This is a genomic window from Micromonospora psammae (genome assembly GCF_036902725.1).
GTDB lineage: Bacteria > Actinomycetota > Actinomycetes > Mycobacteriales > Micromonosporaceae > Micromonospora.
In genome coordinates this window covers 75608-95876 of record NZ_JBAKHM010000016.1, presented here as the reverse complement: position 1 = coordinate 95876, position 20269 = coordinate 75608, and the positions used below count along the sequence as shown (strand labels likewise).

Below are 20269 nucleotides of genomic sequence, written 5' to 3'. Positions count from 1 at the left end.
TTCGCTGTCCGGCAACGAAAGGTAATCGCTCCATGCGTCGTCCCCAGCTGGACATCCAGCTGAAGACCCCTGACCAGATCGAGAAGATGCGGGCCGCCGGCCTGGTGGTCGCCGAGGCCCTGCGCCGGATGCGCGAGGCCGTCGCCCCCGGGGTCAGCACCGCCGACCTGGACGAGATCGCCGAGTCGACGATCCGTGCGGCCGGGGCGGTCCCCTCGTTCAAGGGCTACCACGGCTTCCCCGCCTCGATCTGCTCCTCGGTCAACGAGCAGGTGGTGCACGCCATCCCGTCGGCGCAGCAGGTGCTCCGCGACGGCGACCTGATCTCCATCGACTGCGGCGCGGTGCTCGACGGCTGGCACGGCGACGCCGCGATCACCGTCGGGGTGGGCGAGGTGGACCCGGCGCTGCTGAAGATGGCCGCGGTGGCCGAGGACTCGATGTGGGCCGGTATCGCCGCCGCGGCGCGCGGCGCGGCCAGCGGCCGGGGACGGCTCACCGACATCTCGCACGCGGTGGAGAACGCGGTCCGCAAGGGCGGCCGGTACGGCATCGTCGACGGGTACGGCGGGCACGGCATCGGCACCGAGATGCACCAGGACCCGCACGTGCTCAACCACGGCCGCCCCGGCAAGGGGCCCCGCCTCGTGCCGGGCATGGCGCTGGCCATCGAGCCGATGATCACCATGGGTTCGCCGCGTACGGCCGAGCTGGCCGACGGCTGGACGGTGGTCACCCGCGACGGGTCGATGGCGGTGCACGTGGAGCACACCATGGCCCTGCTCCCCGACGGGGTGTGGGTGCTGACCGCGGCGGACGGCGGCCGCGCGCGGCTCGGCGACCTGGTCACCGCCCGCCAGCCCGCCGACTCCCCGGCGGTCTGACCGCCCCGGTCGCCTCGACGGCTCCGATGGCCTCGGCGGCCCGGTGGCCTCGGTGGCCTCGATGACCTCGGCGGCCCTGATGGCCCCAGTGGCCTCGATCGCCTCGGTGGCCCCGGGCGTCGCGGAGGCCCGGCGGTCCCTGGCTGCCTTCGCGGGTCCCGCCGTCGGACCACCCAGGCAGCCCTGTGGCCCAAGGCGGCCTCGGCCCCCGGACCCCGGACCCCCGGACCCGGGCGCCGGCGGGATCTACGCCAAGATCGTGCTCGATCCGGGAAGAGTGGCTTCGGGTCCGGTGGGATGCCACTCGTTCCGGGATCGAGCATGATCTTCGACTGGCGGGGCGGGTCCGGGGCTGCCTCACCGAAGGTGATCTCCAGCGTGGCCGGGCGGGTCCGGGGGTGTCGTCGGGCACAGCCGGCGCGAAGGGCCGGGGGCGTGGTGAGGGCGGGCTGGGGTGACGGTCCCGGAATGTCGCCTTTCAGGTGGTCCGGCGCGGCGACGGGCGGCCGGTTTGGCGACGGCCCGCACGCGGGCGTACACTTTCAGATCGGCGCACAGCGTCCACTCCGGCATGCCCACCCTGCGCTTCGGTGGGAGCCGGAGCCGCGGCTGGCTCGGATGGTCGATCTCGATCGGTCATCCGTGTAAGACGTTGTGGGCCGTCCGGAGTAACCGACGTCAGGACAGCGGAGGACATGCCGAAAAAAGACGGAGCCATTGAGATCGAGGGTCGGGTCATCGAGCCCCTGCCGAACGCTATGTTCCGGGTGGAGCTCGCGAACGGCCACAAGGTGCTGGCTCACATCAGTGGCAAGATGCGGCAGCACTACATCCGCATCCTGCCGGAGGACCGGGTCGTCGTCGAACTCTCGCCGTACGACCTGACCCGCGGGCGCATCGTCTACCGCTACAAGTAATCCTGACGGCGGCCGGGACGTCCCCGTGTCCGTCTTCGACGTCCGGTGTCGCGCATCGTCGCGCCGCCGGGCCAGATGGGAAGTAAGGCAACCGTGAAGGTCAAGCCGAGCGTCAAGAGGATCTGCAACAAGTGCCGGGTTATCCGCCGGCACGGCCGGGTCATGGTCATCTGCGCCGACCCGCGCCACAAGCAGCGCCAGGGCTGAGCCGTACCGCCGACCGCGACGAGCGGACGGCGGCACAGGCCCGGGCCGCGGATCCCGCGACACACACATCACCAACTCGTCCCAGCCGCGAGCGGTACGCAGCGCGTACTTCATCGTGGTTGACCCCCGGTCGGAGGCCGGGGCCCGCTCGGGCACGACCGTTCCCGGTCGCCGGCGCTGACAGCGCCGGAAGGAGGGGACGGCCGGTAGCGGGGTGGGACGGGTCCACACCTCCGCCACACATCACGAGGAGTACGCCCGCACATGGCACGTCTAGTCGGCGTCGACCTCCCCCGCGAGAAGCGGATGGAGATCGCGCTCACCTACATCTTCGGGGTCGGTCGTACCCGCGCCCTGGAGACGCTCACCGCTACCGGCATCTCGCCGGACAAGCGCGTTCGGGACCTCACGGATGAGGAGCTGGTCCAGCTCCGCAACCACATCGAGGGCAACTACAAGGTTGAAGGCGACCTGCGCCGCGAGGTCGCCGCTGACATCCGCCGCAAGGTCGAGATCGGCTGCTACGCCGGCATCCGGCACCGCCGGGGCCTGCCCGTGCGTGGCCAGCGGACCAAGACCAACGCGCGGACCCGCAAGGGCCCGAAGCGGACCGTCGCCGGCAAGAAGAAGCCCGGCAAGAAGTAACTAGGAGCGCACAGACTTATGCCACCGAAGGCTCGTGCCGGAGCCGCCGTCAAGAAGGTCCGGCGCAAGGAACGCAAGAACGTCGCCCACGGGCAGGCGCACATCAAGAGCACCTTCAACAACACCATCGTGTCCATCACGGACCCGACCGGTGCGGTCATCTCCTGGGCCTCTTCCGGCCAGGTGGGCTTCAAGGGCTCGCGCAAGTCGACCCCGTTCGCCGCGCAGCTGGCCGCCGAGGCCGCCGCGCGTCGGGCGATGGAGCACGGCATGCGCAAGGTCGACGTGTTCGTCAAGGGACCCGGCTCCGGCCGGGAGACCGCCATCCGTTCGCTGCAGGCAGCCGGGCTCGAGGTCGGTCAGATCTCCGACGTCACCCCGCAGCCGCACAACGGTTGCCGTCCGCCGAAGCGTCGCCGGGTCTGAGAGGTTAGAGAGAGATGGCTCGTTACACCGGTGCTGACTGCCGCCGTTGCCGGCGGGAGAAGATGAAGCTGTTCCTCAAGGGCAGCAAGTGCGATGGTCCGAAGTGCCCGTTCGAGTCCCGGCCGTTCCCGCCCGGGCAGCACGGCCGCGGCCGCACCAAGGAGACGGAGTACCTGCTCCAGCTCCGTGAGAAGCAGAAGGCCCGTCGTGTCTACGGCGTGCTGGAGAAGCAGTTCCGCGGCTACTACGAGGAGGCCGTGGGCAAGAAGGCCAAGACCGGCGAGGTCCTCCTGCAGATCCTCGAGTCGCGGCTGGACAACGTGGTCTACCGGGCCGGCTACGCCAGCTCGCGCGACCAGGCCCGCCAGCTGGTCAAGCACGGCCACTTCACCGTGAACGGCAAGAAGGTCGACATCCCGTCGTTCCGCGTCAAGGAGCACGACATCATCGAGGTCCGGGGCAAGAGCAAGGAGCTCACCCCGTTCGTCGTGGCGCAGGCCCAGGCCGGTTCCCGGTCGGTGCCGGCCTGGCTGGAGGCTATCCCCAGCCAGATGAAGATCCTCGTGCACTCCCTCCCGGCCCGGCAGGTCATCGACACGCAGGTCCAGGAGCAGCTGATCGTCGAGCTCTACTCCAAGTAAGCAGGGCTCGTTGCGGTGGCCCGCCTTCCGGGGCGGGCCACCGGAACAGTTTGTGTGGCGGGCGTCAAATAGCGGGCGCCCCGGAAGAGAAGAGAAGAAATGCTCATCAGCCAGCGACCGTCTCTCTCCGAAGAGTCGATCAACGAGACCCGCTCCCGGTTCACCATCGAGCCGCTGGAGCCCGGCTTCGGCTACACCCTGGGCAACTCGCTGCGGCGCACGCTGCTGTCGTCCATCCCGGGTGCCGCGGTCACCTCGATCAAGATCGACGGTGTGCTGCACGAGTTCACCACGATCCCCGGGGTCAAGGAGGACGTGGTCGAGCTCGTCATGAACATCAAGGAGCTGTGCGTCAGCTCCGAGCACGACGAGCCGGTCAGCATGTACCTGCGCAAGCAGGGCCCGGGCGACGTGACCGCGGGTGACATCCAGCCCCCGGCCGGCGTGTCGGTGCACAACCCGGACCTGAAGCTCGCCACCCTCAACGGCAAGGGCCGGCTCGACATGGAGCTGACCGTCGAGCGGGGTCGCGGCTACGTGACGGCGGCGCAGAACAAGCAGGCCGGCGCCGAGATCGGCCGGATCCCGGTCGACTCGATCTACTCGCCGGTGCTGAAGGTGACGTACCGCGTCGAGGCCACCCGTGTCGAGCAGCGCACCGACTTCGACCGGCTGATCATCGACGTCGAGACCAAGCCGTCGATGGGCCCGCGTACCGCGCTGGCCTCCGCCGGCTCGACGCTGGTGGAGCTCTTCGGCCTGGCCCGGGAGCTGGACGAGACCGCTGAGGGCATCGACATCGGGCCGTCCCCGCAGGACGCCCAGCTCGCGGCGGACCTGGCCCTGCCGATCGAGGAGCTGGACCTCACCGTCCGCTCCTACAACTGCCTCAAGCGCGAGGGCATCAACTCCGTTGGTGAGCTGATCGGGCGCACCGAGGCCGACCTCCTCGACATCCGGAATTTCGGTCAGAAGTCGATCGACGAGGTCAAGATGAAGCTCGCCGGGATGGGACTCGGGCTGAAGGACTCGGCCCCGAACTTCGACCCGGCGCACGTCGTGGACGCCTTCGGCGAGGCCGACTACGACACCGACGACTACCGCGAGACCGAGCAGCTCTAGTCCGCGCTGCCGCCACACCTGAGGAGCACCAAGCATGCCCACGCCCACCAAGGGCCCCCGCCTCGGCGGCAGCCCCGCGCACGAGCGGCTGATGCTGGCCAACCTGGCCACCGCGCTGTTCCAGCACGGCAAGATCAAGACCACCGAGACGAAGGCCCGGCGGCTGCGTCCGCTGGCCGAGCAGCTCATCACCAAGGCCAAGCGCGGTGACCTGGCCGCGCGGCGGCGGGTGCTGGGCGTCGTGAAGGACAAGGACACGGTCTACGCCCTGTTCGACCAGATCGCGCCCCGGTACGCCAACCGCCCCGGCGGTTACACCCGGATCGTGAAGACCGGTCCGCGCAAGGGTGACAACGCGCCGATGGTCGTCATCGAGCTGGTCGAGGAGCTTCAGGTCGCCGAGCCGAAGGTGAACAAGAAGACCGCCGCCCGCAAGGCCGCGCAGCAGGACAAGGTCGAGGCGCTCGCCCCGGCCGAGGAGAACCCGGCCCCGGCCGACCAGGACGCCGAGCCGCCGATCTCGGCCTCCGGTGACACCGACGCTGCCCGCGAGGACAGCGACGAGGCCAACGAGAACAAGGCCTGATCAAGGGCAACGTCGGGCCCGGCACCCCCACGGGGTGCCGGGCCCGACCCGTAACTGGAGGTACGAGGTGGACGAGCGGACCCGGCTGCGGCTGGACGTCTCCTACGACGGCACCGGCTTCTCCGGCTGGGCCGCCCAGCCGACCCGGCGTACGGTCGCCGGGGTGCTCGTCGAGACGCTGGACCTGGTCCTCGGGGCGGGCACCGCGACCGGGCTGACCGTGGCCGGCCGGACCGACGCCGGGGTGCACGCCACCGGTCAGGTCTGCCACCTCGACCTGCCCACCACGGTCTGGCGGGAGCACGACGGCCGGCTGCTGCGCCGGTTGGCCCGGCTGCTCCCCACCGACGTCCGGGTGCGGGCGATGACCGAGGTGCCGGCCGACTTCGACGCCCGGTTCTCGGCGACCTTCCGCCGCTACGAGTACCGGGTCACCGACGCCTCCTGGGGCGCCGAGCCGCTGCGCCGGCACGACACCCTGGCCTGGCCCCGGCCGCTGGACCTGGCGGCGTTGAACGCCGCCGCCGCCGGCCTGGTGGGGGAGCACGACTTCGCCGCGTACTGCCGGCGCAAGGAGAACGCCACCACGCTGCGCGAGGTGACCCGGCTGGACTGGCGGCGCGACCCGGACGGGATCCTGGTCGCCACCGTCCAGGCCGACGCCTTCTGCCAGGCGATGGTGCGCAGCCTGGTGGGCGCGATGCTGGTCGCCGGGGACGGTCGCCGGCCGGTCGACTGGCCGGCCGGCCTGCTGACCCGGCGGGAACGCTCGAGCGAGGTGACCGTCGCCCCCGCGAACGGCCTCACCCTGGTCGCCGTCGGCTACCCGGACGACCCGGCGGAGTACGCCCGCCGCGCCGACCTCACCCGCCGGCTGCGGGTGCCCGCCGAGTCCTGAACCGCCGCCGGTCCGGATCCTGTCGGGCCCGGGCCTCCGCCGGCCGAGGTCCCGCCGAATCCCGGACCTGGCGCTCGGCCCGGGTCGACGTCGGGTGGGCGACGTGACGAGGGCCCGGTCCGTGCTCCGGACCGGGCCCTCGTCGCGCGTGCCGGCTCAGTTGCCGGGCAACTCCCCGCCGCTGGTCGGGTCGGTGCCGCGCGGCGTCGCGGTGGGCTCCGACGTCTCCGCGCCGGGCTGGACCGCGACGCCGGCCGCCGCCCGCCGGTCCAGCACGCCCTTGTTCAGGTGCAGCTCGATCATGTCGTAGATCACCTCGCGTACCGCGTTGTCGCCGGCCGGCACGGCACCGCCGTCGGCCCGGGTGACCACGGAGTAGGCGAGGTAGTGGCCGCGTACCTGCCAGCCCACCCGGGCGGCGGCGGTGGCCACCGACTCGGTGTCCTCACCGGCCGGCATGCCGCGGAAGCGACCCTCCCGGTCGTCGAGCAGTTCCCGGATCCGGTCCCGGGCCCGCTGCGCGTTGGCCAGGTCGGTCAGGTTGAACAGGCCGGCGGTGACCAGGTGCTCGTCGTCGGGGGAGCGCAGCGTGCCGCGGACCACCTGAGTGCACCCCAGCCGGTCCAGCAGGTCGGCGATCTCGCCGGTGGCCGCCACCGCACAGTTGCGGCTGGACTGGGTCCTCAGCACGTCGTACGCCGGCTCCCCGTCGGCCACCACCAGCTTCCGGCCGGGGAAGACCTCCTTGGCGGTCAGCGGCTGCCGGTCGGTGTCCCGGGAGTCGAGGGCCTGGCCGGGCGGCTCGGTCGTCGGGGCGGCGCCGGGCTGCTGGGCGATCGGGGCGGTCGGCTCGGAATCGGGGTCAGCGGTGCGGTCGCCCAGCAGGGCGGTCGCGCCGATCCCGCCGAGCGCGAGCAGCACCAGCACGGCGGCGCCGCCGACGATCACCTGCCAGAACCGGCCTCCGTCGCGTCCGGAGTCGGGGCGGCGGGACCGGGGCAGGTCCGGCGGTTCGGTCGGGGCGTGCCCCGGGGTGGTGGGCTCGAGTGGAAGCTGGACGGACGCGCGGACCGGAACCGGGACCGGTTCGACCGCCGGGGGTGCCGGTGGCGCCGGCGGGACGGCCCGCGGCAGCGACGGGGTGGGGAAGCGGGACGGGGAGGGCCCGGCCGGCGCGGGCGGGCCGGGGGCGATCTCCGGCAGGTCCGACCCGGACCGCGGGTACTCCACGAAGGCGTCCTCATCGGACTCGTACCGATACACCATGTCGCCAGAGTAGGACTCATTGTCACTTTAGAGGGTAATAATGGGAAATTCCGGCGCGTGGCGCGTCGTCCCGGTCGCCGAGGCGGCCGCGACCGGCCCGACGGCCGGTGGGAGAATGCCGGACGTGACCGGCGACCACTACTTCACCGCTGAACCGACCACCGCGGCCCACCCGCGGGAGGTCGAGTTCTCCGTCGCCGGGCGCGACTACACCCTCGCCTCCGCCGGCGGCGTCTTCTCCGCCGCCCGACTCGACCCCGGTACCGCCGTGCTGCTGCGCAAGGCGGAGCTGCCCACCGGCGCCACCGGTGACCTGCTCGACATCGGCTCCGGCTACGGGCCGATCAGCTGCGTGCTGGCCGACCTCGCACCCGGCGCCACCGTCTGGGCGGTCGACGTCAACGAGCGCGCCCGCGCCCTCACCGCCGCGAACGCCGCCCGGGTCGGCGCCGCCGACCGGGTCCACGCGGTCGCCCCGGACGAGGTGCCGGCGGACGTCACGTTCGCCCAGATCTGGTCCAACCCGCCGATCCGGATCGGCAAGGACGAGCTGCACGAGCTGCTGCGCCGCTGGCTGCCCCGGCTCGCCCCGGACGGCGTCGCCTGGCTGGTGGTCGCCCGCCACCTCGGCGGCGACTCGCTGCACCGCTGGCTGGTCGACGCCGGCTGGCAGGTCGAGCGGCACGCCAGCCAGAAGGGCTACCGGGTGCTGCGCGTCACCCGGTAATCGAGTGTCGCCCGGCCCGCCCGCTCGGGCAGGATTCCGGCGTGGGATACGTGGACGTGGCAGGGGTCGGGCACATGCTGCCCGACGGTCGGGAGCTCTTCGCCGACGTGTCGTTCCGGGTCGGTGAGGGCGCCAAGGTCGCCCTGGTCGGTCCGAACGGCGCCGGTAAGACCACGCTGCTGCGGATGGTCTCCGGCGACCTGCCGGTGAAGACCGGGGCGATCGCCCGGTTCGGCGGGCTCGGCGTGATGCGGCAGTTCATCGGCATGATCGGCGACGAGTCGACGCTCGCCGACCTGGCGCTCTCGCTCGCCCCGGCGGCGCTGCGCGACGCCGGCCGCCGGCTCGCCGACACCGAGGCCGCCATGCGGGCGGCCGAGGTGCGCGGCAAGTACAGCACCGCCGCGGGCAAGGCCCAGCTCGCGTACGCCGACGCGCTCGCCGCCTGGGGCGAGACCGGCGGGTACGACGCCGAGGTGCTCTTCGACACCGTCACCACCATCGTCCTCGACCTGCCCTGGGACGCCGCCCGGGACCGTCCCGTCCGGACCCTCTCCGGTGGCCAGCAGAAACGCTTCGCCCTGGAGCTGCTGCTGCGCGGCCCCGAGGAGGTGCTGCTCCTCGACGAACCGGACAACTTCCTCGACGTGCCGGGCAAACGCTGGCTGGAGGCGCGGCTGAAGGAGTCCGGCAAGTCGGTGCTCTACGTCTCGCACGACCGGGAGCTGCTGGCGCAGACCGCCGACCGGGTCGTCGCCGTCGAGGGCGGCAGCGCCTGGGTGCACCCGGGCGGTTTCGCCAGCTGGCACAGCGCCCGGGTGGCCCGGCACGACCGCCTCGACGAGCTGCGCAAGCGGTGGGACGAGGAACACGAGAAGCTGCGCGAGCTGATGCTGATGTACAAGCAGAAGGCCGCGTACAACTCGGGAATGGCGTCGCGGTACCAGGCCGCGCAGACCCGGCTGCGCAAGTTCGAGGAGGCCGGGCCGCCGCCCGTACCCCCGAAGGACCAGGACATCCGGATGCGCCTGGCCGGCGGGCGGACCGGCAAGCGCGCGGTGATCTGCGACCAGCTCGAGCTCGACGGCCTGACCTACCCCTTCGACCTGGAACTCTGGTACGGCGACCGGGTCGCCGTGCTCGGCGCCAACGGGACGGGCAAGTCGCACTTCCTGCGGCTGCTGGCCCGCGGCGGCACCGACCCCGACCCGGCGCAGACCCCGGTCGGCGCGGCGGCGCTGGCCCCCGTCGCCCACGGCGGGGTGGCCCGGCTCGGCGCGCGGGTCCGTCCCGGGCACTTCTCGCAGACCCACGACCGGCCGGAGTTGATGGCGAAGACCCTCGTCGAGATCCTCTGGCGGGGCGACGAGCACCGGGCCGGGATGGACCGGCACGCCGCGATGGCCGCGCTCAGCCGGTACGAACTGGCCGCGCAGGGCGACCAGCGCTTCGGCACCCTCTCCGGCGGCCAGCAGGCGCGCTTCCTGGTGCTGCTGCTGGAACTCTCCGGGGCGACGCTGCTGCTCCTCGACGAGCCGACCGACAACCTCGACCTGGCTTCCGCCGAGGCGCTGGAGGCGGGGCTGGCCGCGTTCTCCGGGACGGTGGTCGCGGTCACCCACGACCGCTGGTTCACCCGCTCCTTCGACCGCTTCGTGCTCTTCGGCGGCGACGGCGAGGTGGTGGAGACGCCGGAGCCGGTCTGGGACGTGCGCTGACCCTCCCCGACCGGGACGGCGGTCGTCCGGGGCGGGGCGGTCGTCCGTCCGGCGGCTCCCGGTCGGCATAGGGTGGATCTCGTGACTGAGATGACCTACCGCCGACTGGGCGACTCCGGGCTCGTGGTGTCCGTCGTCGGCATCGGCTGCAACAACTTCGGCCGCAAGCTCGACCTCGACGGGACCCGGGCGGTGGTCGACGCCGCGCTGGACGTCGGGATCAACTTCTTCGACACCGCCGACATCTACGGCGAACCGCAGGGCGCCTCCGAGGAACTGCTCGGCCAGGCGCTCAAGGGACGCCGGGACGACGTGGTGGTGGCCACCAAGTTCGGCATGGACATGCACGGGCTCAACGGGCCGGACCACGGCGCCCGGGGTGCCCGCCGCTACATCGCCCGCGCGGTCGAGGCGTCGCTGCGCCGGCTCGGCACCGACCACATCGACCTGTACCAGATGCACGAGCCCGACCCCGGCACCCCGATCGACGAGACGCTCTCCGCGCTGGACGACCTGGTCCGCGCCGGCAAGGTGCGCTATCTCGGCAACTCCAACTTCGCCGGCTGGCAGATCGCCGACGCCGACTGGGTCGCCTCCTCCACCGGGCGGGCCCGCTTCATCTCGGCGCAGAACCACTACTCGCTGGTGGAACGCTCCGTCGAGACCGAGGTCATCCCCGCCTGCGAGCGGTTCGGCCTCGGCATGCTGCCCTTCTTCCCACTCGCCAACGGCCTGCTCACCGGCAAGTACCGGCGCGACCAGGCCCCGCCCGCCGGCAGCCGGCTCTCCGGCGGCGGCCGGTACGCCCAGCGCCTCGCCGCCGCGGACTGGGACACCATCGAGGCGATCGAGGCGTACGCCGCCGAGCGGGGGCTGAGCATGCTCCAGGTGGCGATCGGCGGGCTGGCCGCCCGCCCGGCGGTGACCTCGGTGATCGCCGGTGCCACCACGCCGGAGCAGGTGCGCGCGAACGCCGAGGCCGGCACCTGGCAGCCCACCGACGAGGACCAGGACGCCCTCGACGCCATCCTCTGACCGCCAGCCCGCCGGACACGTCACCTGCCGCCCCGCCTCCCGCCTCCCGCCGCCCCGCCTTCCGCTGCGCCCGCGGCGCGGAACCCGGGGCGGCGAGGGCATCCGGACAGCATGCTGTGACCGGACCGTCACCCGCTGCCCCGCCGTCGACACGGGACGGTGGGTGGAAAAAGCGAAGCGCGCTCTTGGCGGGACGGCGGATCCGTCGTACGGTATGGCCGCAAGTGACCCACGGGAGCCCGGTGCACCGGGCTGAGAGGGGGGCTGAAGCCCCCGACCGTCGAACCTGATCCGGGTAATGCCGGCGCAGGGAGGAGTGTTGCCGTGCCGTCCCTGGGACGACTGCATCTGATCACCGACACCCGGCCCGGGCGGAACCCGCTCGCCGTGCTGCGGGCCGCCCTGCCGGTGGCCCGCGCCGAGCTGGTCGTACAGGTCCGGGTGGGCGACGACGCCACCGACCGGCAGGCGTACGAGCTGGCCCGCCGGGTGGTCGCGCTCTGCGCGCCGTACGGGGCGACGTGCCTGGTCAACGACCGGCTGCACGTGGCGCTCGCGGTCGCCGCCGCCGGCGGCCACGTGGGCGCGGACGACCTGCCGGTCGGTGCGGCCCGCCGGGTGCTCGGCCCGGCCGCCGTGCTCGGTGCCACCGCCCGGGAACCGGTCGCCGCCGCCGGGGCGGTCGCCGCCGGGGCCAGCTACCTGGGCGTGGGCCCCTGCCACGCCACCACCACGAAGGCCGGGCTGCCGCCGCCGATCGGCCCCGACGGGGTACGCGCCGTCGCCGGGGCCGTCGCCGTGCCGGTGATCGCCATCGGCGGGGTCACCGCCGCGTCGGTGCCGGCGCTGCGCGCCGCCGGGGCGTACGGGGTGGCGGTGGTCGGGGCGCTGTCGGGGGCCGCCGATCCCGGGCGGGCCACCGCTGAACTGCTCGGGGCCCTGACGTGCTGACCCGACCGGACGTCGCCGTGGTGGGGGCGGGACCGGTCGGGCTGGCGATCGCGTGGCGCTGCGCCGCGCGCGGGCTGCGCGTCGTCGTGCACGATCCCGCCCCCGGCTCCGGCGCGTCCCACGTCGCCGCCGGGATGCTGTCGCCGGTCGCCGAGGCGTACTTCGGGGAGCACGAGCTGACCGGCCTGCTCGCCGAGTCGGCCGCCCGCTGGCCCGGCTTCGCCGCCGAGCTGGCCGAGGCCGCCGGTACCGACCTCGGGTACCGGACCGAGGGGACCCTCGTCGTCGGGCTGACCGGTGACGACCTGGCTGAGGCGGGCCGGCTGTGGTCGTACCAGCAGGGGTTGGGGTTGCCGATCACGCCGCTGCGCCCCTCGCAGCTGCGGGAGCGCGAGCCGGCGTTGGCGCCGCGGGTGCGCGGCGGCGCGGTCGCGCCGGGCGACCACCAGGTCGACCCGCGCCGGCTGGTCGCCGCGCTGCGCACGGCGGCCGAGCGGGCCGGCGCGGTGCTGGTGCCCGGCGCGGTGGCCCGGCTCGCCGACGTCGACGCCCGGGTCACCGTGGTGGCCGCCGGCTGCGGCGCCGCCGCGCTCACCGGCCTGCCGGTCCGGCCGGTGAAGGGGCAGGTCCTGCGGCTGCGCGCGCCCGGCGGCACCGCGCCGGAGCTGCGGCACGTGATCCGGGGGTACGCCGACGGCGAGTCGGTCTACCTGGTGCCCCGCACCGACGGCGAGGTGGTCGTCGGGGCGACCGTCGAGGAGCGGGCCGACACCGAGGTGACCGCGGGGGCGGTGCTGCGGCTGCTCCGCGCCGCCGTCGACCTCGTGCCCGACCTGGCCGAGTACGAGCTGGCCGAGGCGTCCGCCGGGCTGCGCCCCGGCACCCCCGACAACGCGCCGATCCTCGGGGCGCTGCCCGGCCGGCCCGGCGTGCTCGCCGCCACCGGGCACCACCGGCACGGCGTCGTTCTCACCCCGGTCACCGCCGACCTGATCACCGAGCTGGTCGTCACCGGCGTGGCGGACCCGCTGCTGGCGCCCTTCACGCCGGCCCGGTTCACCGGGCGCGACGGCGACGGGCGGGCGCCTGCCGTCGAGGCCCGCCGCCCGCGTCCCGATCGATCCGCATCCGAGGAGGAGCGCACGTGGAGTTGACGGTGAACGGCGCCGGGCGGACCCTGCCCGGCGGCGCGACGGTGGCGGACGTGGTGCGGGAGGTGACCCCGCAGCAGCGCGGGGTGGCCGTCGCGGTCAACGGCGAGGTGGTGCCCCGGTCCCGGTGGTCGTCGAGCCCGGTGCGCGACGGCGACCGGGTCGAGGTGCTCAGCGCCGCGCAGGGCGGGTGACCGGGATGGCCTTCGAGCTGGCGGGCGTGACCCTCGGGTCGCGGCTGATCCTCGGCACCGGCGGCGCGGCCAACCTGCACGTGCTGGAGCAGGCCGTCCGGGCCTCCGGCACCGAGCTGGTCACCCTGGCCCTGCGCCGGGTCGACACCGCCGCCACCGCCGCGGGCGGGCTGCTGGACCTGCTGGACCGGTGCGGGGTGCGGCTGCTGCCGAACACCGCCGGCTGCTACACCGCGGGTGAGGCGGTCAAGGTGGCCCACCTGGCCCGGGAGGCGTTCGACACCGACTGGGTGAAGCTGGAGGTGATCGGCGACGAGCGGACCCTGCTGCCCGACGGGGTGGAGCTGCTGCGCGCCGCCGAGGAGCTGATCGCCGACGGGTTCACCGTGCTGCCGTACACCTCGGACGACCCGATCCTGGCCCGCCGGCTGGCCGACGTGGGCTGCGCCGCCGTGATGCCGGCCGGCGCGCCGATCGGCTCCGGGCTGGGCGTGAACAACCCGCACCACATCCGGCTGATCCGGCAGAGCGTCGACGTGCCGGTGATCCTCGACGCCGGCATCGGCACCGCCTCCGACGCCGCGCTCGCCATGGAACTCGGCTGCGACGCGGTGCTGCTGGCCAGCGCCGTCACCCGGGCCGCCGACCCGGTGGCGATGGCCACCGCGATGCGGTACGCCGTGCAGGCCGGCCACCTCGCGCACGCCGCCGGCCGCATCACCCGCCGCTTCCACGCCCTCCCCTCCACCTCGGACGAGGGAAGGCCCGAGCTGTGACGGCGACGCGGGCGCAGCGGCGCACCGCCGGCGGGCCGGGGCCGGGGCCGGTGGCCGGGGTGGGGGTTCCGCACCCGGGCGGGCCGCGCGTCGACTCGCGGCGAGCCGGTTCGGGGCGGCTCGCCGCGCCCGACGCCCCGCCGGTGGGCGCCCGCCCGGCGGGGCCCTCCGGGCTGGTGGTGCTCACCGACCGCTGGCAGGCCCGGCGACCGCTGCCCGAGGTGGTGGCGGCGGCGGTGGCCGGGGGAGCCCGCTGGGTGGTGCTGCGGGAGAAGGACCTGCCCCGCGCCGAACGCGCCGCGCTCGCCGCCGCGCTGCGTCCCCTCCTCGCCGAGGCGGGCGGCACCCTGATCGTCGCTGGCCCCGATCCCCTCGACGGCGACGCCGTCCACCTGCCGTCGGCCGGCCCCTACCCGCCGCCGGCCCTCGGACTGGTCGGCCGCTCCTGCCACGACCGCGCCGAACTGGTCCGACTCACCACCGAGGACTACGCCACCGTCTCACCGGTCTTCCCCAGCAGGACGAAGCCCGGCTACGGCCCACCCCTGCACCGGGCTGGGCTCGCCGAGCTGATCCGGGCCAGCCCCGTGCCGGTCCTCGCCCTCGGCGGCATCGACACCCCCGACCGGGTGCACGCCTGCGTCGAGGCCGGAGCCGCCGGCGTGGCCGTGCTCGGCGCGATCATGCGGGCCGAGGACCCCGCCGCGGCAGCCGCCACCCTGAGCGAGGCCGTCGAGACGGCACAGCCGCCCGCAGCGACCACGGGAGACGCGCGATGACGCCCACGACCGTGCTCACCATCGCCGGCTCCGACTCCGGCGGGGGCGCCGGCATCCAGGCCGACCTGAAGGTCTTCGCCGCCCTCGGCGCGTACGGCACCAGTGTGCTCACCGCAGTGACCGCGCAGAACACCCGGGGCGTGGACGCCGTCCTGCCGCTGCCCCCGCGCACCGTCACCGAACAGCTCGACAGCGTGCTCGACGACTTCGCCGTCCGCGCGGTCAAGACCGGGATGCTCGGCACCCCGGCGGTCGCCGACGCCGTGGCCGAGGCGGCGAAGGCGGGCCGGTTGCCGCACCTCGTCGTCGACCCGGTGCTGGTCGCCACCAGCGGGCACCGGCTCGGTGTGGTGGGGGCGGTCGAGCGGCTCCTGCCGTACGCGGAGGTGGCGACGCCGAACTGCGCGGAGGCCGCGGCCCTCACCGGACGCCCGGTGACCACGGTCGAGGAGATGGTCGTCGCGGCGGAGGCGCTCGTGGCCGGCGGCGCGGCGCACGTGGTGGTGACCGGCGGCGACGTGGACGCCGACGGCGAGTCGGTGGACGTGCTCAGCGGTGGCGGCACGACCACCCTGCTGCGCGCGCCCCGGGTCGACACCCGGCACAACCACGGCACCGGCTGTTCGTTCTCGGCGGCGGTCGCCGTCCGGCTGGCGGCGGGCGATCCGGTGCCGGTCGCGGTCGCCGCCGCGAAGGAGTACGTCACCCGCGCGCTGACCGGCGCGCGGGATTGGGAGCTGGGCGCGGGTCGCGGCCCGCTGGACCACTTCGGCTGGTCCTGTTGATCACCAGGGAGGCTGTCATGCAGGCACGTCGCAAGGTCTACGTCGAGGGGTCACGGCCGGACGTCCGGGTGCCGTTCGCCGAGGTGGAGCTGACCGGGGACAACCCGCCGCTGCGCCTCTACGACACCTCCGGGCCGGGCTCCGACCCGGAGGTCGGGCTGCCGCCGCTGCGCGGGGAGTGGATCGCCGAGCGCGGGGACGTGGCCCCGGTGCGGGGCGCGGGCACCCCGCTCGCGGGCGCGGACGGGAAGCGCCCCACCCAGCTCGCCTACGCCCGGGCCGGCGTGGTCACCCCGGAGATGGAGTTCGTGGCGATCCGGGAGGCGATGGCGCCGGAGTTCGTCCGGGACGAGATCGCGGCCGGGCGGGCGGTGCTGCCGCTCAACGTCAACCACCCGGAGTGCGAGCCGGCGATCATCGGCAAGGCGTTCCTGGTCAAGGTGAACGCCAACATCGGCACCTCGGCGGTCACCTCCTCCGTCGCCGAGGAGGTGGAGAAGCTGACCTGGGCCACCCGGTGGGGCGCCGACACCGTGATGGACCTGTCGACGGGCAAGCGGATCCACGAGACCCGGGAGGCGATCGTGCGCAACTCTCCGGTGCCGATCGGGACCGTGCCGATCTACCAGGCGTTGGAGAAGGTCGGCGGCGACCCGGTGAAGCTGAGCTGGGAGGTGTTCCGGGAGACCGTCGTCGAGCAGGCCGAGCAGGGCGTCGACTACATGACCGTGCACGCCGGGGTGCTGCTGCCGTACGTGCCGCTGGCGGTGGACCGGGTCACCGGGATCGTCTCCCGGGGCGGGTCCATCATGGCGGCCTGGTGCCTGGCCCACCACGAGGAGAACTTCCTCTACACCAACTTCCGGGAGCTGTGCGAGATCCTGGCCCGCTACGACGTCACGTTCTCCCTCGGCGACGGGCTGCGGCCCGGGTCGATCGCGGACGCCAACGACGAGGCGCAGTTCGCCGAGCTGCGCACCCTCGGCGAGCTGACGAAGATCGCCTGGGAGTACGACGTCCAGGTGATGATCGAGGGCCCGGGCCACGTGCCGATGCACAAGATCAAGGAGAACGTGGACCTCCAGCAGGAGTGGTGCCACGAGGCACCCTTCTACACCCTCGGTCCGCTGACCACGGACATCGCGCCCGCGTACGACCACATCACCTCGGCGATCGGCGCCGCGATGATCGGCATGTTCGGCACCGCGATGCTCTGCTACGTCACCCCGAAGGAGCACCTGGGGCTGCCCGACCGGGACGACGTGAAGGCGGGCGTGATCGCGTACAAGATCGCGGCGCACGCGGCCGACCTGGCCAAGGGCCACCCCGGCGCGCAGGCCTGGGACGACGCGCTCTCCAAGGCCCGGTTCGAGTTCCGCTGGGAGGATCAGTTCAACCTCTCGCTGGACCCGGAGACCGCGCGGTCGTACCACGACGCGACGCTGCCGGCCGAGCCGGCGAAGACCGCGCACTTCTGCTCGATGTGCGGGCCGAAGTTCTGCTCCATGAAGATCACCCAGGAGCTCAAGGAGTACGCCGCACGCGGCATGAAGGACAAGTCGGAGGAGTTCGTCTCCTCCGGCAGCCGCGTCTACCTGCCGCTCGCCTGACGATCATGCAGTTGTGGTGCCCCGCGAACGCCTCGATCCGGCACCGATGGCCCACCACAACTGCATGATCGACACAGCGGCAGCGTCGGTCAGTCGCGGTGGTGGCGGCCGGAGGAGCGTAGTGAGCGGCGGGCGCTCTCCGTCTCCGGTTCGTTGTCGGCCAGCGGCCGGCTCAACCCGGTCACCCAGTCCACGAACTCCTCGTCCTGCGCGGCCAGCGGCTCCGACCCGTCCGGCGTCTCGGCGACCGGTTCACCATCCCGGGAACCCTTGCGGCGGAACAGGCCCCGCCGTCCCCGGGACTTCCCGGACGCCGGCTCGGCCCCGTCCGGCGACCGGCTCGCCGCGCCGGTGGCGTCCGCCTCCGGCCCGCCGTCCGTCGGGGCCGGCTGGTCCCACCGGAAGTTGACGGGCGTGGGGACCTCCCGCGGTGCCGGCGGGAGAGGCGGCTCGCCGTCCGGCGCCGGAGTGGCCCGGGAGGTGGTGAAGGCCTGCCAACTGCCCGCGCTGCTCAGGTCGGGCAGGGGTGCCCGGTGCCGCGGGCGCGGCGCCGGCTCGACGGCCGGCGGGGGTTCCGGGGCGGCCGGCGTCCTGGCGGCGGTGGCCGGCGGTGGCGTGAGCACGGCCGGCACGGCGGCGTCCGGACGTGACCCCTCGGGGAAGAGCGGAGGCGGGGTGGGTGCCGCCGCACCGCTGGGCGGCGCCTGCTGGGCCGGCGCGGCGGTCGGCGACGGCGGTGCCGCCGGGGTGGCGTCGGTCGCGTCCGCGGCGGCGGGCGCCGGCTCGGCGGGGGTGCCGGCAGCGCGGCCCGCCGGATCGTCGGGGCCGGCCGAGCGGGGCTTGCGGGTGCGCTTCGGTCGCGGCTTCGGGGCGGTGGCCGCCGCTTTCGTCGTGGCGGCCGGCGCCGCTGGCGTGCCGCCCTCCGCCACCTCGTCGGGCGCCCCGCCGGCCTGCGCCGCCGGGTCCGCCGGGTCCGCCGCGGTGGTGTCGGCCACGGTGGTGTCGGCCGCGGTGGTGCTGGCCGCGGTGGTGCTGGCCGCGGTGGTGTCGGCAGCGGTGGTGTCGGCCACGGTGGTGCTGGTCGCGGCGGTGCCCCGATCCGCTGGACGACCTGGGGCGTCGGGCTGTGTCGTCGGGTCCGGCGCGGTGGTGCCGTCGGCGGGGGGTGCCGGGTCCGGGGCGGGGATCGCCGGACCCGGGATCGTCGTGGCCGCGGCAGCCGCGTCCGGGGCTGCGGCATCCGGGCCCAGGAGCGCGGCATCCGGGCTCGGGGTCGCGGCATCCGGGCTCGGGGTCGCGGCATCCGGGCTCGGGGTCGCGGCATCCGGGCCCGGGGTCGCGGTATCCGGGCTCGGGGTCGCGGCCTCCGCGTGCGGGGTCGCGGCATCGGCGTCGGAGGCCGCCGAGGGAGTGGGGGCGATCCGCGTCGCCGAGCGGCCGGTCGGCTCGGGTGGCGAGGCGGACGAGGCGGTCGAGGCGGCGACCGGGAACGCCGCCACCGGGCTCGCCGGGCCGGGTGCCGGGACGTCCGTGGCCGGGTCGGGGACGGCCGGCGTCGCAGCGGGTTCCGGGGCGGTGGCCGTGGGCGGTCGCAGGTCGACCCGCGGCAGGTCGTCCGTGCCCGACTCCACCGGTCGGGCCGGCGCGGCGTCGTCCAGCCGGGCCGGTGCGTCGCCCGCCGCCGTCACCCGGGTCGGGTCACCGGCGACGATCGGGAACGGGGGGACCACCGAGAGGTGTCGTCCCCCCGGGGAAAGGCGGTCGAACGGGTCGGCCGGGCGGACGTCGCGGGACGGGCCGGCGGTGGACTCCCGGGTGGTGGCGGGGCCGGGCGCCGGCGCGGGGGTGCCCGGCGCCACCGGCCAGTCCCAGTGGGCCGGGGTCGCCGGGCCGGTCCGGGTCGCGACGGCGTCGTCGGCCGGCGTGGCACCGGTCGGGTCCACGCCGGCACGGCTCCCGCCAGCGGCGGCCGGCACGTCCGGCCCGGCGGGCAGCGGGGCCAGGATGTCGGTCGGGGCGAGCGCGTCGTCGCCGGTGGCGCGGCGGGGCACCAGCGGCCACCGCAGCAGGGTGGCGGCGGCCGAACCGAGCGCGCCGGCCGCCACCGCGATCACCGCGCCGTAGTACGGGGCCAGTTGGTAGCGGTCGACGGAGTCACCGGGACCGGCGGTGAGGTAGGCGAAGGCGAGCAGCACCGGACCGGTCGCCCCGGCGGCGCCACCGACCAGCGGCGCGTGCCCCCGCCACCGGGCCAGCCCACCGGTCACCGCGCCGGCCAGCAGCGCCAGCGCGGGCAGCAGCAGCATCGCCAGCCGCTGCGCGGCGTCGGGGTCCAGCCAGGTCGGCTCCAGCACGCCGAGGCGTACGGTGCGCAGCGGTCCGGTGGAGAGCAGCGTCGGCGCGGCGGAGACCAGTGCGATCAGCCAGACCACGCCGGTCAGCATCGCGACGTTCCAGCCCAGCGGCGGGCGGAGCAGCACGGCCGACGCGGCGCCCGCGCCGACCACCGCGCCGACGACCGCGCAGATGCCCACCGCCCAGACCGGGTCGAGGGTGCTCAGCTCGGCGGCCCGGGCGGGCTGCATGCAGAGTGGGGCGACCACGACGGCGCCCAGCGCGGCGACGCCGGAGATCGCGAGCTGTACGCCGGTGCCGTCCGGCAACCCCTCCCGCCGGGCCAACCGTCCGGTCACGACAGCGCCGGCCACGGCCGCGCTCACCGCGAACCAGCCGACCCAGGCCAGCTGGGCCGGCCACCGGTTGACGTCGGTGAAGGCGCCGGTGAGCCGGACGATGCCGAACCCGTACGCGATGCCGAGCTGGCCGGCCCCGGCCAGCACGCTCACCCCGAGTGCCGTGAGCAGCAGTCTGCCCCACGTCCGAAAGGCCATGTCGGGCACGTTACGGCCCGGTGCGCCCGATCGCCACTGTGGCGCGGCGGGGCGGCAGCC

Annotated in this window: 21 protein-coding genes and 1 riboswitch; of the genes, 19 read left to right on the top strand and 2 right to left on the bottom strand. The window is 74.5% G+C overall.

Annotation, left to right across the window (positions count from 1 at the left end; genetic code table 11):
* Positions 1-32: 32 nt before the first annotated feature.
* The 9 genes from map to truA all read left to right on the top strand — a co-directional run bounded on the left by map (position 33) and on the right by truA (position 6326).
* Complete coding sequence (map, locus tag V6U79_RS19485; RefSeq protein WP_334528475.1) at positions 33-884, top strand: type I methionyl aminopeptidase; 852 nt, start codon at positions 33-35, stop codon at positions 882-884.
* A 695-nt stretch (positions 885-1579) separates the two neighbouring features.
* Complete coding sequence (gene infA, locus V6U79_RS19480) at positions 1580-1801, top strand: translation initiation factor IF-1 (protein WP_007073013.1); 222 nt, start codon at positions 1580-1582, stop codon at positions 1799-1801.
* A gap of 93 nt (positions 1802-1894) precedes the next feature.
* Positions 1895-2008: a 50S ribosomal protein L36 gene (gene rpmJ / locus V6U79_RS19475; RefSeq protein WP_012015104.1), complete on the top strand. Its 114-nt coding sequence runs from the start codon at positions 1895-1897 to the stop codon at positions 2006-2008.
* Between the two features lie 264 nt (positions 2009-2272).
* Positions 2273-2653 carry a 30S ribosomal protein S13 gene (rpsM, locus tag V6U79_RS19470; protein ID WP_091079342.1) on the top strand — a complete coding sequence of 127 codons (381 nt, stop codon included), beginning with the start codon at positions 2273-2275 and terminating at the stop codon, positions 2651-2653.
* Positions 2654-2671: 18 nt separating this feature from the next.
* Positions 2672-3079 (top strand): 30S ribosomal protein S11, encoded by a 408-nt coding sequence (rpsK, locus tag V6U79_RS19465; RefSeq protein ID WP_014440747.1) that lies wholly within the window; start codon positions 2672-2674, stop codon positions 3077-3079.
* Positions 3080-3093: 14 nt separating this feature from the next.
* Entirely contained in the window at positions 3094-3720 is a 627-nt protein-coding gene (gene rpsD, locus V6U79_RS19460; protein WP_334528466.1) for a 30S ribosomal protein S4, read from the top strand.
* Between the two features lie 99 nt (positions 3721-3819).
* Positions 3820-4842, top strand: a complete 1023-nt coding sequence (locus V6U79_RS19455) for a DNA-directed RNA polymerase subunit alpha (RefSeq protein ID WP_007073009.1) — start codon at positions 3820-3822, stop codon at positions 4840-4842.
* A gap of 34 nt (positions 4843-4876) precedes the next feature.
* The gene (rplQ, locus tag V6U79_RS19450) at positions 4877-5428 is read left to right on the top strand and encodes a 50S ribosomal protein L17 (protein ID WP_334528463.1); all 552 of its coding nucleotides are present in this window, start codon (positions 4877-4879) and stop codon (positions 5426-5428) included.
* Between the two features lie 67 nt (positions 5429-5495).
* On the top strand, positions 5496-6326 hold the full coding sequence (gene truA / locus V6U79_RS19445; protein ID WP_334615384.1) for a tRNA pseudouridine(38-40) synthase TruA: 831 nt from the start codon (positions 5496-5498) through the stop codon (positions 6324-6326).
* Between the two features lie 156 nt (positions 6327-6482).
* Here the strand turns inward: truA and V6U79_RS19440 are convergent, their stop codons facing one another.
* On the bottom strand, positions 6483-7592 hold the full coding sequence (locus V6U79_RS19440) for a hypothetical protein (RefSeq protein ID WP_334615383.1): 1110 nt from the start codon (positions 7590-7592) through the stop codon (positions 6483-6485).
* Positions 7593-7716: 124 nt separating this feature from the next.
* On the opposite strand from V6U79_RS19440, the gene V6U79_RS19435 reads away from it, so the two are divergent.
* The 10 genes from V6U79_RS19435 to thiC all read left to right on the top strand — a co-directional run bounded on the left by V6U79_RS19435 (position 7717) and on the right by thiC (position 17318).
* The gene (locus V6U79_RS19435) at positions 7717-8319 is read left to right on the top strand and encodes a class I SAM-dependent methyltransferase (protein WP_334528614.1); all 603 of its coding nucleotides are present in this window, start codon (positions 7717-7719) and stop codon (positions 8317-8319) included.
* Between the two features lie 41 nt (positions 8320-8360).
* Positions 8361-10037: an ATP-binding cassette domain-containing protein gene (locus V6U79_RS19430; protein ID WP_334528455.1), complete on the top strand. Its 1677-nt coding sequence runs from the start codon at positions 8361-8363 to the stop codon at positions 10035-10037.
* 72 nt (positions 10038-10109) lie between these two features.
* Positions 10110-11072: an aldo/keto reductase gene (locus V6U79_RS19425; RefSeq protein ID WP_334528453.1), complete on the top strand. Its 963-nt coding sequence runs from the start codon at positions 10110-10112 to the stop codon at positions 11070-11072.
* Between the two features lie 222 nt (positions 11073-11294).
* Positions 11295-11402, top strand: a riboswitch (TPP riboswitch).
* The gene (locus tag V6U79_RS19420) at positions 11397-12023 is read left to right on the top strand and encodes a thiamine phosphate synthase (protein ID WP_334528451.1); all 627 of its coding nucleotides are present in this window, start codon (positions 11397-11399) and stop codon (positions 12021-12023) included. It overlaps the preceding riboswitch by 6 nt.
* Positions 12017-13177: a glycine oxidase ThiO gene (gene thiO, locus V6U79_RS19415; RefSeq protein ID WP_334615381.1), complete on the top strand. Its 1161-nt coding sequence runs from the start codon at positions 12017-12019 to the stop codon at positions 13175-13177. The genes V6U79_RS19420 and thiO overlap by 7 nt, the downstream gene beginning before the upstream one ends.
* Complete coding sequence (thiS, locus tag V6U79_RS19410; RefSeq protein ID WP_334528446.1) at positions 13168-13368, top strand: sulfur carrier protein ThiS; 201 nt, start codon at positions 13168-13170, stop codon at positions 13366-13368. The genes thiO and thiS overlap by 10 nt, the downstream gene beginning before the upstream one ends.
* Entirely contained in the window at positions 13365-14144 is a 780-nt protein-coding gene (locus V6U79_RS19405; protein ID WP_334615380.1) for a thiazole synthase, read from the top strand. Before thiS ends, V6U79_RS19405 begins: the two co-directional genes overlap by 4 nt.
* Before the next feature lie 143 nt (positions 14145-14287).
* Positions 14288-14923: a thiamine phosphate synthase gene (locus V6U79_RS19400; RefSeq protein WP_334615412.1), complete on the top strand. Its 636-nt coding sequence runs from the start codon at positions 14288-14290 to the stop codon at positions 14921-14923.
* Positions 14920-15708 carry a bifunctional hydroxymethylpyrimidine kinase/phosphomethylpyrimidine kinase gene (thiD, locus tag V6U79_RS19395; RefSeq protein WP_334615378.1) on the top strand — a complete coding sequence of 263 codons (789 nt, stop codon included), beginning with the start codon at positions 14920-14922 and terminating at the stop codon, positions 15706-15708. Before V6U79_RS19400 ends, thiD begins: the two co-directional genes overlap by 4 nt.
* A 17-nt stretch (positions 15709-15725) precedes the next feature.
* Positions 15726-17318 carry a phosphomethylpyrimidine synthase ThiC gene (thiC, locus tag V6U79_RS19390; RefSeq protein ID WP_334528437.1) on the top strand — a complete coding sequence of 531 codons (1593 nt, stop codon included), beginning with the start codon at positions 15726-15728 and terminating at the stop codon, positions 17316-17318.
* An 89-nt stretch (positions 17319-17407) separates the two neighbouring features.
* Here the strand turns inward: thiC and V6U79_RS19385 are convergent, their stop codons facing one another.
* The gene (locus V6U79_RS19385; RefSeq protein WP_334615377.1) at positions 17408-20209 is read right to left on the bottom strand and encodes a hypothetical protein; all 2802 of its coding nucleotides are present in this window, start codon (positions 20207-20209) and stop codon (positions 17408-17410) included.
* Positions 20210-20269: the final 60 nt, after the last annotated feature.